This window comes from Flavobacterium sp. GSB-24 (assembly GCF_027924665.1).
In the GTDB taxonomy this organism is placed as follows: Bacteria; Bacteroidota; Bacteroidia; order Flavobacteriales; family Flavobacteriaceae; genus Flavobacterium.
Genome location: NZ_AP027043.1, coordinates 3,781,328 through 3,796,017, shown reverse-complemented (window position 1 = coordinate 3,796,017; position 14,690 = coordinate 3,781,328). Strand labels below are relative to the sequence as shown.

14 protein-coding genes are annotated in these 14,690 nt (G+C 33.1%); 10 read left to right on the top strand and 4 right to left on the bottom strand.

Annotation, left to right across the window (positions count from 1 at the left end; genetic code table 11):
* Window positions 1-7 precede the first annotated feature (7 nt).
* From QMG60_RS16465 to QMG60_RS16435, 7 genes are all read left to right on the top strand, one after another.
* A complete protein-coding gene (locus QMG60_RS16465; RefSeq protein ID WP_057117909.1) occupies window positions 8-349 on the top strand; it encodes a DUF2853 family protein in 342 nt (113 codons plus the stop codon).
* Window positions 350-496: 147 nt separating this feature from the next.
* On the top strand, window positions 497-1,348 hold the full coding sequence (locus QMG60_RS16460) for a S1-like domain-containing RNA-binding protein (RefSeq protein ID WP_057117910.1): 852 nt from the start codon (window positions 497-499) through the stop codon (window positions 1,346-1,348).
* 804 nt (window positions 1,349-2,152) lie between these two features.
* Window positions 2,153-2,986, top strand: a complete 834-nt coding sequence (locus tag QMG60_RS16455) for a 1,4-dihydroxy-2-naphthoyl-CoA synthase (protein ID WP_053473251.1) — start codon at window positions 2,153-2,155, stop codon at window positions 2,984-2,986.
* Window positions 2,987-3,075: 89 nt separating this feature from the next.
* Window positions 3,076-4,038, top strand: a complete 963-nt coding sequence (gene menA / locus QMG60_RS16450) for a 1,4-dihydroxy-2-naphthoate octaprenyltransferase (RefSeq protein ID WP_281865682.1) — start codon at window positions 3,076-3,078, stop codon at window positions 4,036-4,038.
* Between the two features lie 29 nt (window positions 4,039-4,067).
* Window positions 4,068-4,745: a metal-dependent hydrolase gene (locus tag QMG60_RS16445; RefSeq protein WP_281865681.1), complete on the top strand. Its 678-nt coding sequence runs from the start codon at window positions 4,068-4,070 to the stop codon at window positions 4,743-4,745.
* Between the two features lie 158 nt (window positions 4,746-4,903).
* Window positions 4,904-6,142, top strand: a complete 1,239-nt coding sequence (locus QMG60_RS16440; protein WP_281865680.1) for a hypothetical protein — start codon at window positions 4,904-4,906, stop codon at window positions 6,140-6,142.
* 17 nt (window positions 6,143-6,159) lie between these two features.
* A complete protein-coding gene (locus QMG60_RS16435) occupies window positions 6,160-7,206 on the top strand; it encodes an o-succinylbenzoate synthase (protein WP_281865679.1) in 1,047 nt (348 codons plus the stop codon).
* A gap of 159 nt (window positions 7,207-7,365) precedes the next feature.
* On the opposite strand, the gene QMG60_RS16430 is transcribed toward QMG60_RS16435, so the two are convergent.
* The gene (locus tag QMG60_RS16430) at window positions 7,366-7,911 is read right to left on the bottom strand and encodes a hypothetical protein (protein ID WP_281865678.1); all 546 of its coding nucleotides are present in this window, start codon (window positions 7,909-7,911) and stop codon (window positions 7,366-7,368) included.
* A gap of 19 nt (window positions 7,912-7,930) precedes the next feature.
* The gene (locus tag QMG60_RS16425; protein WP_134141217.1) at window positions 7,931-8,848 is read right to left on the bottom strand and encodes an OmpA family protein; all 918 of its coding nucleotides are present in this window, start codon (window positions 8,846-8,848) and stop codon (window positions 7,931-7,933) included.
* Window positions 8,849-9,034: 186 nt separating this feature from the next.
* On the opposite strand from QMG60_RS16425, the gene QMG60_RS16420 reads away from it, so the two are divergent.
* Window positions 9,035-9,508: a CYTH domain-containing protein gene (locus QMG60_RS16420; RefSeq protein ID WP_134141219.1), complete on the top strand. Its 474-nt coding sequence runs from the start codon at window positions 9,035-9,037 to the stop codon at window positions 9,506-9,508.
* Window position 9,509: 1 nt separating this feature from the next.
* Entirely contained in the window at window positions 9,510-10,481 is a 972-nt protein-coding gene (locus QMG60_RS16415; RefSeq protein WP_281865677.1) for a YpdA family putative bacillithiol disulfide reductase, read from the top strand.
* A gap of 157 nt (window positions 10,482-10,638) precedes the next feature.
* Here QMG60_RS16415 and QMG60_RS16410 read toward each other — a convergent pair whose 3' ends face one another.
* Together QMG60_RS16410 and msrA are read right to left on the bottom strand one after the other, a co-directional pair.
* Window positions 10,639-12,207: a protein adenylyltransferase SelO gene (locus QMG60_RS16410; RefSeq protein WP_281865676.1), complete on the bottom strand. Its 1,569-nt coding sequence runs from the start codon at window positions 12,205-12,207 to the stop codon at window positions 10,639-10,641.
* Between the two features lie 104 nt (window positions 12,208-12,311).
* Complete coding sequence (gene msrA / locus QMG60_RS16405) at window positions 12,312-12,845, bottom strand: peptide-methionine (S)-S-oxide reductase MsrA (RefSeq protein WP_281865675.1); 534 nt, start codon at window positions 12,843-12,845, stop codon at window positions 12,312-12,314.
* Between the two features lie 182 nt (window positions 12,846-13,027).
* Between msrA and QMG60_RS16400 the strand changes: the two genes are divergently transcribed.
* Window positions 13,028-14,515 carry an aminotransferase class V-fold PLP-dependent enzyme gene (locus tag QMG60_RS16400; protein WP_281865674.1) on the top strand — a complete coding sequence of 496 codons (1,488 nt, stop codon included), beginning with the start codon at window positions 13,028-13,030 and terminating at the stop codon, window positions 14,513-14,515.
* The last annotated feature ends 175 nt before the right edge of the window (window positions 14,516-14,690 follow it).

The window sequence follows — 14,690 nt, the reverse complement described above, 5'->3', positions numbered from 1 at the left end:
AAATATTATGAGCAAGAGAGAAGAACTAATTGTGAAGTATGCTTCAGATTTAAAAGACAAATGCGGAGTAACTCCAAACATGGATTTACTAACAAAAGTAACTATTGGCTGCGGACCATCTATTTATAATGATGATGCATCTACAGTAGCAGGAAGCCAGCAATCTGAATTGGATACCGTAAAAAATAACTTTTTAATTAAAAAATTAGGGTTAAAAGACGGACCAGAATTAATGGAAGCAATTCATGCTGTATTAGAAAAATATGGTAAGTCTAACAAACACAAATACAGAGTGGTTGTTTATTATCTATTAACGGTACACTTTAAAAAAGAAAGTGTTTATAAATAGTCTTCCGGAAATAAAATAAAGCGTCATAACTATGGCGCTTTTTCTTTTTAATATTAATCCAAAACATTTTTCAATTTACCATTTTCAAACTTCGTACCTTTGCAGCTCATAAACTTAGTTGCAAATCAACTTAGAACGTTAAAAAAAATGCTTGAAATAGGAAAATACAATACACTAACTATATTACGTGATACCAAAGTTGGGTTGTTTTTAGGAGATCCTGAAAATGATCCAGAAGGAATTCACGACGTTTTACTTCCAAATAAATATGTTCCCAAAGAATTTGAAATTGGGGAAGAATTAATCGTTTTCGTTTATTTAGATCACGAACAGCGACCTGTCGCAACAACTCTAGTTCCTTATATTTTGTTGAATGAATTTGCACTTTTAAGAGTGAATTATATCAATAATGTCGGTGCTTTTATGGATTGGGGAATGGAGAAAGATATTCTTGTGCCATTTAAAGAACAAGCCCGTCCAATGGAAAAAGGAAAACGTTATTTGGTTTATTTATACATGGACAAACAAACCAATCGTTTGGTTGCGTCTAGTAAAACCAATCAATTCTTGAATAATGACCAATTAACGGTTGAAAAAGGAGAAGAAGTGGATTTAATTGTTTCTCATATTACCGATATGGGAATTAATGTAATCATTAACGAACAACATAAAGGTCTTTTGTATAAAGATGAAGTATACGACGACTCGATAAGAACAGGCGACAGAATGCGTGGATATATTAAAAATATTCGTCCTGACAATAAAATCGATGTTGCGCTGCAAGTGCAAGGAGTTGAGAGTATTGAACCAAATGCAGAGAAGGTTTTAAGCGAATTAAGAGCCAGCAGAGGTTTCCTCCGTTTAAACGATAATTCTCATCCAGAAGATATTAAAACGGTTTTGAAAATGAGTAAAAAATCATTTAAAAAAGCCATTGGCTCTTTGTACAAAGAGAAATTAATAGAAATTAAAGAAGACGGGATTTATCTAATAAATTAAAGTTTATTTAAAAAAAAAAATATTCTAAAAATCCAAATTCCAATCTATCTATTAGTTGGAATTTGGATTTTTTTATTTTTGAAATTTACGAAAGTAAAGTTATTATAACACGAAAGGCTGCTCATTACAAGCAGCCTTTCGCTTTTTATTCTAGTTTTAAAAAAAATTGTAATTAAAAAAAAACAGAAATAAAATAATTCGAATCCATCTCAGAATAATAGCTTTACGTATTTTAGAAATTACCCCATTGATGGTATGTCTTTTAAACAATCAATGCACATATCTTAAAAGCAAAAAAAGAATTTCACGGCTTGATCCATTGGTTTATAAATAACTTTTAGAAAGTGTGAATTAGTACTTTTTTCTTCTTTTTCGTTATCATTCATATACTAATTATAGATACAATTCTAACATTTAACCTTAGGTGTTACTTTTTTCTTTTTGAAGTTTCGACAAACACATAAATCATTTGCTCATTAATTTGAGGTCTGTTAATAAAAACCGTAAAAAAATGAGCGACAAATTTTTTAAATTTTCTCAAAAAAATCATTTTTTAGGTTAATAAATCAGTGAAAGAAAATCAATCTGAAATCAATGAAAGAAAATGTATCTCATTGATTTCTAGGGTGTAAAATTAATTATTATTTTTCTAAACTAATGTTAAAAAATGTTATTTTTTGGAACCTTAGGACAATTGTTAACATTAAGAGTAATTTTCATTACAGACTTAAACAGAATTGAGTAGGTAAAAATGTAAAAATGCCTTATTTTTACCCTATAATTGTTTAAATAAAATAAATCAAAATGGATTGGATTACAGCCAGAGAATTTGAAGATATAACCTATAAAAAATGTAATGGAGTAGCGAGAATTGCTTTTAACAGACCAAATGTTAGAAATGCATTCCGTCCTAAAACTACTTCAGAATTATACCAGGCTTTTTATGATGCACAAGAAGACACTTCGATTGGAGTAGTTTTACTTTCTGCTGAAGGACCATCGACAAAAGACGGAGTTTATTCTTTCTGCAGCGGAGGCGACCAGAATGCACGCGGACACCAAGGATATGTTGGTGAAGACGGTCAGCATCGTTTAAATATACTTGAAGTACAGCGTTTAATTCGTTTTATGCCAAAAGTTGTTATTGCTGTTGTTCCAGGCTGGGCTGTAGGCGGCGGACATAGTTTGCACGTAGTATGCGATATGACTCTTGCGAGTAAAGAGCATGCGATTTTTAAACAAACAGACGCAGACGTAACAAGCTTTGACGGTGGTTACGGATCAGCATATTTGGCTAAAATGGTCGGTCAGAAAAAAGCGCGTGAAATTTTCTTTTTAGGTAGAAATTATTCTGCTCAGGAAGCTTTTGAAATGGGAATGGTTAATGCCGTAATTCCGCATGACGAACTTGAAGCTACTGCATACGAATGGGCTCAGGAAATCCTTCAAAAATCTCCAACTTCTATTAAAATGCTGAAATTTGCAATGAACTTAACAGATGACGGAATGGTCGGACAACAAGTTTTTGCAGGAGAAGCAACTCGTTTAGCTTACATGACCGAAGAAGCTAAAGAAGGAAGAAATGCTTTCTTAGAAAAAAGAAAACCAAATTTCGGTGAAAATAAGTGGTTACCATAAAATTAATAAATAGTTTCAAGTTTCATGTTACAGGTTCTGTAGATAACTTGAAACTTCAAACTTGAAACAAAATAAAACTAAAAGAATAAATGAAACATTGGATTGAAGCCGCAAGACTGCGCACATTACCTTTATCAGTTTCTGGAATTATAGTTGGAAGTATTTATGCTTTATCAAATCCAACAGAAACTATTAATACACCAACAGAAGTATTTAGTTGGAAAATTTTTGGTTTTGCTCTTTTGACAACATTAGGATTACAGGTTTTATCCAATTTTGCAAATGATTATGGTGATGGGGTAAAAGGCACTGATAATGAAGATCGAATAGGGCCCAAGCGTGCTATTCAGAGTGGTGTTATTACGCCTCAGGCAATGAAAAAAGCCATTATAATTACATCTTTATTGACTTTATTATCAGCAATAATCTTGATTTATTTTGCTTTTGGAAGCGATAATTTCGGGTATTCGATCTTTTTTCTGTTATTGGGAATAGCAGCAATCGTTTCTGCGATTCGTTATACAGTAGGTAATTCTGCTTACGGTTATAGAGGATTTGGAGATCTATTTGTGTTTATTTTCTTTGGATTGGTAAGTACTTTAGGGGTAAACTTTTTATATGCAAAAGAAGTTGATCCGCTTTTAATTCTTCCTGCTGTTGCAATTGGATTATTGAGCGTTGGGGTTTTAAACCTTAATAACATGCGTGATCAAGAATCAGACAAGAAAGTTGGTAAAAATACAATTGTAGTGCAAATGGGTCCTGCGAAAGCAAAGGTTTATCACTATACTTTGATTATTACAGCAATGCTTGCAGTAGTTGTTTTTGCTATTTTGAGCGGCTATAATTTTGATCAATATTTATTTTTATTGGCATATATTCCATTAACTAAACATTTAATTACAGTTTATAAAAATCAAGATCCTAAATTATTAGATCCAGAATTGAAAAAACTGGCATTAAGCACATTCTTGCTTTCTATTTTGCTTACAGTTTGTATGATTTCGTTGATTTCAGACATTATTGTAAACTTATTTTTAGGAGGAAGATAGAACTACGTTAAACTTTAAACTTAACAAAAATGAAAATTACATTTTACGGACACGCTTCTTTAGGAATAGAAGTGGGAGGAAAACATATTATTGTGGATCCATTTATAACAGGAAATCCGCAGGCAGCAGCAATTGATATCAAAACCCTTAAAGCAGATTATATATTGCTGACTCACGCACATGGCGACCATGTTTTAGACGTAGAAGCTATTGCAAAAAACACAAACGCAGTAATTGTTTCAAATGCTGAAATTACTAGCTATTATGCCAAAAAAGGTTTCAATTCACACCCGATGAATCATGGCGGAAGCTGGAAATTCGATTTTGGAAAAGTGAAATATGTAAACGCTATTCACTCCAGCAGTTTTCCTGACGGTTCTTACGGAGGAAATCCTGGAGGATTCGTTATCGAAGGCGAACATAAAAACATCTACATTGCTGGAGACACTGCATTGACGTATGATTTGAAATTAATCCCACTTCGTACAAAATTAGATTTAGCAATTCTTCCAATCGGGAACAATTTTACAATGGATGTAGAAGATGCGATTATTGCTTCAGACTTTTTAGAATGCGATAAAATTTTAGGTTATCATTTTGATACTTTTGGTTATATCGAAATCAATCACGAAGAATCTATTCGCAAGTTTTTTGATAAAGGCAAAGATTTAATGCTTTTACAAATTGGTGAATCAATAGAATTATAATTATACACTAAAGTTTTGAGGGTTCCGGTAATTATTGGCACCCTCAAAAATAGTTCTACTCTCAGGGCTAAGCCACTCATTTCCATAAGAAAGTTATTTGGCATAATCTATGTTATTTATATTGTGAAGTTTTTTAAAAGTAAAAATCATTTTAATCTGTGAAATCTGTGGCAATTAAAGCATCATCACGAAATACAACTTTCAAAAAAATAATTCTATCGCTTTTTATTATAGTTTCCTTTAATTCTTTCGCTCAGAAAGAAGGCTATTGGGACAAAGAGCGAGCAACTACAAAAGAAATTATGGTTCCTGCGCGCGATAGAATTTCTATTGCAACAGAAGATTTACCAGTTGGAACTACGGAAATCGTTTACAGAATTACACTTTTAGATAAAAATCAAGAAATGGCCAATAGCTTAGTTTCATTGCTAAAAGCTATTCCAGATCCCACAGGAGTAAGCCAAGGTTCTGCAGGAGCAGTTTTTTTGATGTCGAAAATTTCAGGAGATGATGAATGTACTTATTCTATTTTTACATCAAATGAAAACGCAAAAAAATATGTTGCCGATGGTAAGATAGACAAAGCGTGTTACTCTCAAGCTGAACCAATTAGCAAAGATGCCAAAAGACTTTCATTAGACAAATCTTCTTGTTTAAAACAAAATACTGGCACAATTTGGTTTGGTTTCGAAAGTAAAAATTGGCTGTTAAGTCAAAAAGTAGTTCTAGAAGTTGTGCCTTGGGTTGACACTAAATTAAACCGAGGCTGGAATCAAGACAATAAAAACGAAATCATCAGTTTGTGTAAAACTTCTACAATGGCACAAAAAATGGCCAACTCAGATGATTTTTGTGTTTGTATCTTGAATAAAATCATGAAACAATATCGCTATGATGAGTTTCAAAAATTATTAGCGGTTGAAAAAACAAAAGTGTACAAAGATTTTGGAAATGCCTGTTATAAAGATGCAGATATTTCTAAAAATGTCTTTAACGATTTAAGAACACAAGCATCTTCATTAATAAAACTACAAAAATATAACGAGGCAATTCCGAAACTAAACACAATAATTAGCGAAGGAAAAGCAACTGCATTAGATTACAGTTCTTTAGGTTACTGCTATATTTTGACCAAACAATATGCAAAAGCTTTAAAAGCACTGCAAGAAGGTGAAAAGCTGGATGATACAGAACTAATGGTAAAATTAAATTTAGCACATACTTATTTAATCACTAATGATTACAGTGAGGCAAAAGCTATTTATAAGAAATACCAAACTCAAAATGTTACAGATAGTTTAAGCTGGGTTGCCAAAACTAAGCTGGATTTTGCTGCTTTTGAAAAAGCTGGCCTGCCGTCTAAGGATTTTGAAAAAGTGCTTAAATTGTACAATTAAGATTTAAAACAATTCATTTGAAAGCTTCTTACCGTAAATATTTATTAGATTTTAAAAGACCTTCTGGAACCTCAAGAGGTGTTATGACCGAAAAGGAAACCTGGTTTATTGTTCTAGAAGAAAATGGAAAAATTGGAATAGGTGAGTGTGGAATTCTTCTAGGTTTAAGCGCTGATGATCGTGATGATTATGAAGAAAAACTTCGATGGGCATGCGAAAATATTCATTTAGGAGAAAATAAACTTTGGGAAGAATTACTAGAATTTCCATCTATCCAATTCGGAATAGAAATGGCTTTTCAATCCTTAAAAAGTGAAAATCCATTTGTTTTGTTTCCATCAGATTTCACCCGAAACAAAAGTTCTATTACAATAAACGGTCTAGTTTGGATGGGGGAATCTTCCTTTATGAAACAACAGATCGAAGAGAAATTAGCTGATGGTTTTAATTGCATAAAGCTTAAAATAGGAGCGATAGATTTTCAAAAAGAATTAGAATTATTGCAATTTATAAGAAGTCATTTTTCTCCAGAAGAAATTGAAATCCGCGTTGATGCCAACGGAGCTTTTTCTTCAATAGAAGCTTTAGATAAATTAAATCAATTAAAACAATTTCAACTTCATAGTATTGAACAGCCAATCAAAAAAGGCAATATTAGAGAGATGGCTGAGCTGTGCAAAGAAACGCCGTTTCCAATAGCTTTAGATGAAGAACTTATTGGTGTGTTTTCGTTCGAAGAAAAAGAAAAATTACTACAAGAAATCAAACCTCAGTATATTATTTTAAAACCAAGTTTTATTGGAGGTTTTAAAGGCACACAAGAATGGATTTCCTTAGCAGATAAATATAATATAGGCTGGTGGATTACTTCGGCTTTAGAAAGCAATATTGGACTTAATGCAATTGCACAATGGACATTTTTGCAAAATTCTAAAATGCCGCAAGGTTTAGGAACTGGAGCGTTATATACTAATAATATAGATTGTCCACTGGAAGTTAAAAATGGCCACTTATGGTACAATACAGCTAAAGAATGGGAATCTTCTTTTTTAGAAAATTTTTAGAAAGGTTCAAAGGAACAAAGTTGCAAAGGCACAGAGGATAAAACCTTTGTACCTTTGCAACTCTGAACCTAGTTTCATTCTTTCTTTATAGAAAAAAGTTAAAAGACACAAAGAAATAAACCTTTGCACCTTTGTAACTCTGAACCTCTGAACCTAATTTCACTCTTTCCCGCCTAAAAGATTCTGCTGCCAGTCTTTTAATTCCTGCCATTTTCCTTGATAAGCCAATAACGCCTGCTTTGGCCAAGTACTCGGATTGTGTATGGCGTAATTTTCTCCGCCGGCATCTAAAATAGATTGTAATTTTTCTGTTGATGCTTCAGCAAGATCATACCAAGAATTTATTCCCGCATTGTTCAATAAAGCCTCAATTTTAGGACCAATTCCTTCTACAATTTTTAAGTCGTTCTCTTTTATTTTCTTGCCAAGGTAATTTGCTGCTCCAGCACTGTCAAAAGCAATTGAAGAAGGAGCTGTCGCTGTAAACGACTGTGTAGTTATTTTAGATTTAGCAGCCAGATCTGCTTCTAGGGTTGAAATTCGGGCATTTAAATTTTTAGTGTTCGCTTTACAGGCATCCAAATCTGCTTGAAGTGATAATGCCAGAGAATCATCATTTTTCGAGTTCGTTTTTCCTAGTAAGTAACCTAAAATTCCACAGATTAATCCCACTAGCACAGGTATTAAGATACAAGGTATATTCATGATCGTATGTTTTGATTAGTTATTTAATTGTAATTACTGTTCTTCTATTTGATGCCTTTCCTTCTGAAGTATTATTATCGCCAATTGGTTCATCAGGTCCTTTAGACTGAGTTTCGATCCTAGTTTGGTCAATGCCATTTTTAGAAAGATAATTTTTAGAGAATTCTGCTCTTTTTTGTCCAAGAGCAATATTAGCATCACGGTTTCCAACATTATCAGAATGGCCAACTGCTAGAATAACAGCATCTTTAACGTGCTCAGTATATTTAATAATATCAGCAACTTTTTGTTTCTCAAGACTGCTTAAAGTTTGGCGCGATTGATTCGTACTAAAATGAAGAATCAACGGATCTGCATTTATTTTATCTTTCAAAACGCTCCATTCATCATTTGGCGTTGCAGCTGCAGTAGAATCAATGGTTTCAAATGAATAATCAGCAGGTCCTAGAAGCGTGTCTGCACTCATTTTCCATTTTTCTATAATTTCTCCTTTAGTAATAAATTGCTTTTCAGACAACCCCTCAGTAACAAAATAATTTTTGACCTCATTTGCCCTTGCGAGACCTAGATTTTCAAAAGAAGTAGAATTTGTTTCATCAGATGTAGCGTAACCCGTTATCGTTATTTTCTGTTTTGGATTTGAAACCAAAAATGTCTTTAATTTAGCTATACCAGTTAAGACAGAATCACCAACAGGCATTATTAATGCTGCGCTGTTTTTGAGGAACTTGAGATTATCATTCGTATGATATTCAATTCCAGAACCATTCAATACAAACGGAACAAAATTAGGCTCCACGACAGGTGTTGAAACTGTTTTAGGAGTATCATCCGTTATTGTTTTCTCAGAGCAATTGCAGCAAAATTTAAGATATAAAAAAGTACCTAAAATGATGGTTATTGCAATGCCTAATAGATAAAGTGCTTTTTTAGACATAGATGATAAAGTTTAGATTCTATCAAATTTAACGAAAAAAATAACACATAACACGTTAATAATCAGTTATTTTAATGTTTTAAATTTGTGCTTTAAAAAGTAGTTTAATACGTTTTTGCCTTTTTAAACTTTCAAGAGCTTGATTAAAATCAGTAACTTGCATAAAAAAAATAATGCACATTTAAAATGGTCGAAATAGAAAGAAAATTTCTTGTAAAATCTGACGACTTCAAGAAACAAGCTTTTACTCAAAATAAAATTGCACAAGGTTACTTGAGTTCTGTCCCGGAAAGAACTGTTAGAGTAAGAGTTAAAGGAAATAAAGGCTTTATAACCATAAAAGGTATAAGTCATAGCAGCGGTATGTCTCGGTTTGAATGGGAGAATGAAATTCCGCTGGATGAAGCGATAGAACTTTTAAAATTATGTGAGAAAGGTAAAATCGAAAAGACCCGGTACGAAATAAAATCTGGAATACATGTGTATGAGGTTGATGAGTTTTATGGTGAAAACGAAGGATTGATTATGGCAGAAATTGAACTAAATTCTGAAACTGAAGCTTTTGAAAAACCAGATTGGCTTGGCGAAGAAGTCACAAATGATGAAAGATATTATAATGCTTATTTGAGTAAAAATCCTTATAAAGACTGGGAAAAATAAAATGACAGAATCCATATACGACCTTATTATAGTAGGCGGCGGGCCAATTGGTCTTGCCTGCGCAATCGAAGCCGAAAAGAAAAAATTAAAATATTTAATTATAGAAAAAGGTGCAATTGTAAATAGTATTTTCAATTATCCGCTTTACATGACTTTTTTTTCTACTGCAGAAAGATTAGAAATTGGCGATATTCCTTTTAATTGCTTAGCGCCAAAACCTGGGCGTCAGGAAGCTTTAGAATATTACAGAAACATTCATCGTTATTTTAAATTCAATATTAATTTATTTGAAAAAGTAAATGAAGTTCGAAAAGAAAGCAGCGGGATTTTTAAAATTGATACCGATAAACAAAATTACGAAGCTAAAAATGTGGTGATAGCTACAGGTTTTTATGACATTCCGATTGAGATGAATATTCCTGGAGAAAATCTGCCGAAAGTTCGTCACTATTATAAAGAAGCGCACGAATACGCTTTTAGGAAAGTTTTGGTCGTTGGAGCCAATAATTCGTCAGTTGACGCAGCTTTGGAATGCTGGCGAAAAGGTGCTGATGTGACAATGGTTATTCGTAAAAACGAAATTAATAATCGAGTAAAATATTGGGTGAAGCCGGATATCGAAAATCGCATTGCAGAAGGAAGTATCAAAGCTTATTTTGAATCTAATATTACAGAAATCAGAGAAAACGTAGTTGAAATTGAAACACCAAACGGCAGAGTTACAATTGAAAACGACTTTGTTCTGGCTTTAACGGGATATAAACCAGATTTAAGCTTTCTGGAAAGAATGGGAATTCATCTTTCAAACGATGAATTAAAAATTCCTGTATATAATCCTGAAACGATGGAAACTAATGTTGACGGATTATTTCTTGCAGGCGTTGTCTGCGGTGGAATGCAGACGCATAAATGGTTTATAGAAAACTCAAGAGTGCATGCCACAATGATTGTGGATTATATAACTTCGAGATAAAAAGGTTTGCCACGAATTTCACTAATTAACACAAATTATTTCTATAGAATGGATTTCACTCTATGTGACAATCTATTAAATCTGTCAATTCGAGCGAAGTAGAGAACTTTGTATGATGCATTTCGACTTCGCTCAATGTGACATTAGAATAAATAAATTAAGAGCTGCAAGAAAGCATCGAACAGCCTACTTTTGATCTTGCCCAATCTGGACGTTTTGCAAACCATTTTTCAGATTCTGGTTGTTCATCATACGGATTTTTTAATAGCTGAAATAATTCATCCACTAAAGAATAATCGCCTTTGTCTGCTTCATCAATAGCCAGTTGTGCCATATAATTTCGCAGTACATATTTTGGATTTATGAGGTTCATTTTCGCAGTACGTTCTTCGTCAGAAAGTGTCTCTAACTTTAATCTTCTGAGATAAACAGAAAGCCATTTTTGCCATGCATCTAGAATTTCACCTTTTATTTCTTCTGGTAAATAGAATGCATATTCAATTTTTTCAAATGCCTGTTCTACAGAATCACTCTTTTTAATCTGGCTTAGGTTTCTGAAAAAGATAGTCATATCAGTTTCTGATAATTGTAAAATTTCTTCAACTCCTTGAATAATTTTATCATCAGTTTCACTTGAAGTAAAAAGTCCTAATTTACTTAAAAACATATTTTTATAATCCTCTTCGTAATCATTAATAAATGAATCTAAGATTTTTTCTAAAGGCTCTGCTTCATTAATTAAAGGATAAAGAGCATTTGCTAATTGGTACAAATTCCACTGGGCAACTTGAGGCTGATTTCCGAAACGATATCTTCTATTTTGACTGTCTGTAGTATTTGGAGTCCAATTTGGATCGTAGTTTTCCAACCATCCATAAGGCCCATAATCAATCGTAATTCCGTGAATCGACATATTATCGGTATTCATTACACCGTGAACAAATCCGACACGCTGCCAGTGCAGAATCATTTCTCGAGTCGTATCTGCCACTTTTTTAAAGAATTGTAAATATTGTTCTTTAGGCTCGCCTGTAATTTCTGGAAAATAATGTTTGATTGTGAATTCTACAAATTCTTTTAGATTTTTGAGCTCATTTCTAGCAGTCAGCATTTCAAAACTTCCAAAACGAATAAATGACGGCGCCACACGGCAGACAACAGCACCTTTTTCGTAAGCAGGATTTCCATTGTATAAAATATCTCTCAAAACCTGATCGCCTGAAAGAATCAGAGAAAGTGATCGAGTAGTGGGAACTCCTAAATAATGCATCGCTTCGGCGCATAAATATTCTCTTATAGACGAACGTAAAACGGCTAAACCATCTGCGGTTCTAGAGTAAGGCGTTTTTCCAGCACCTTTTAACTGAAGTGTGTAAAATTGATTATTGTTTTCAATTTCAGTTAAATTAATCGCACGTCCGTCTCCCAATTGTCCTGCCCAATTTCCAAATTGATGTCCAGCATAACACATGGCATACGGCTGCGTGCCGGGAAGAATATCTTTTCCAGAGAAAGTATTTAAAAATTCTTCTGATTGTATTTCATCCTTAGAAATTCCAACTAATTCAGCAACTTCTTCAGATGCATGAATTAATTCTGGATTTGAGGGTTTTGTTGGATTTACATATGAAAAGAGCGTATTCTTTACTTGACGAATTTCGTTTGTCAAATCTGGATCTGCTGGCAGTTCGGCAGTAAATCGATTATTTATTTTGAGATTTTTCATTTTTTATTTCTTTTCTTTTATTGCCAACAGATTAAAGGATTTTAAAAGATTTTTTTTTAAACTAAAAATCGTTCAATCAATATAATCTGTGGCTTAACTTAAAATTAGCCAATTAATTTATCAGCATACATTTTTTTAAGTTTTTGAATTTTTGGATCAATAACCACTTGGCAATATCCAGCTTCCTGATTTTCATTGTAATAATTTTGATGATAATCCTCAGCTTCGTAAAAAACTTCAAAAGGTTTCAATTGGGTAACAATCGGATCAGCATAAGCAGGCTGTACTTCTTCAAAAACTTTTTCTGCTATTTCTTTCTGCTCATCATTATGATATAAAATGATCGAGCGGTATTGCGTTCCGCTGTCACCACCTTGACGATTCAAAGTTGTTGGATCATGACTTGTCATAAAAATGAAAATTAAGTCATGATATGAAATTATGTCAGGATTAAAGGTAACTTGAATAACTTCTGCATGTCCAGTTCTGCCAGTACAAACTTCGCGATATGCTGGATTTTTTATAAAGCCATCTGAATAACCTGATTTTATTGATTGTACACCTTTTAAACGCTGAATTACAGCTTCGACACACCAAAAACAACCGCCACCAAAGGTAGCTACTGATAAATTTCCCATAAATAATACTTTCTATTAGTTTAATGCCTATTAATTCGATAGGATATTATGATAATTTATTAAAAAAAAGATCTTTTAACTAAAGATACCCGACAGGAATGTAATGTTTGAAGTTTACTATTGATAAATTCGCAATATTATAAAAAAGCGATATATTTGCAGTCAAACACAAGGCACAACTAATGAATAGCAAAAATAGTACCATCACTCTAGAAACTTATTTTCAGGAATTTAGACAAAACATTGTCGGAATAAATCAAGAATTTACGTCACCTTATGGCAGAAAATCAATCATTTATACTGACTGGACTGCCAGCGGAAGATTGTATCGCCCTATCGAAGAAAAACTTTTAAATGAGTTTGGACCATTTGTGGCCAATACACATACAGAAACTACTGTCTCTGGTACTGCCATGACAAAAGCGTATCATCATGCAAGACATATTATTAAACGTCATGCGAATGCAAGTAATGATGATGTTTTAATTACTGATGGAACTGGAATGACAGGAGTTATCAATAAATTCCAGCGTATTTTAGGTTTGAAAATTCCAGAAAATTTGAAAAGTTTCACGAATATTCCAGAAGAAAAGAAACCTATTGTTTTTATTTCGCATATGGAACATCATTCTAATCAAACTTCTTGGCTGGAAACTATTGCTGATGTGGAAATTATTCCTTCTTGCGAAAAAGGACTTTTCAATTTAGAAAATCTAGAAGCTTTATTGCAAAAATATAATGATAGAACCATAAAAATTGCTTCTATTACAGCATGCTCGAACGTTACGGGATTAAGAACTCCTTTTCATGAAGCTGCAAAATTAATGCACCAATATAATGGTGTATGCTTTGTTGATTTTGCTTGTTCAGGCCCTTATGTTGAAGTTGATATGCATCCAGCTGATCCAGAAGCTTATTTGGACGCTGTATTTATGTCACCTCACAAATTTTTGGGCGGACCTGGAACTTCTGGTGTTTTAATTTTCAACAAAAAATTATACAAAAACATGATTCCAGATTGTCCTGGAGGAGGAACGGTAAGCTGGACGAATCCTTGGGGCGAACATCAATATATTGATAATATCGAAGATCGTGAAGATGGCGGAACACCTGGTTTTCTTCAAGTTATAAAAACTGCTCTTGCCATTGAGTTAAAAGAAGAAATGGGAATTGAAAACATTATGCAGCGTGAACACGAAATTGTTGATTATGTTTTTAGTGAATTGGAACCCGTTTCAAATATTAAAATCTTAGCAGGACAACATAAAGAACGTCTTGGTGTCATTTCATTTTTTATTGATGATCTTCATTTTAATTTAGGAGTTAAACTTCTGAATGATCGTTTTGGAATTCAAACTAGAGGTGGTTGCAGTTGTGCGGGAACGTACGGTCACTATTTACTTCACGTTGATCAAGAAACTTCTAATAAATTGGTAAACGAAATTACAATTGGTGATTTGATCAAAAAGCCAGGATGGATTAGAATGTCTATTCACCCAACGACAACAGATGAGGAAATTGCTTATGTATGCCAAAGTATAAAAGAAATGGCCGCAAACCATAAAACTTGGGCTTTGGATTATTCTTATGATAAAAACAGAAATGAGTTTATTCATAAAAATGCAACTTCTTTTGAAGATGAATTGGTAGCAAGCTGGTTCAAATCATAAAGTTTAAAAAAGTTTATATAAAAGTAAACCCGACAAATTTTTAAAATTCGTCGGGTTTCTTGTTTCTTATGAAAATGATATTTGTGATTTAGCCCCGATAGAAGTGGAAATCCTTTTGTACTGCCCGAGGATTCGTGACCAGTACAAAAGATTGTAACGGATAGCGGGACTTTAG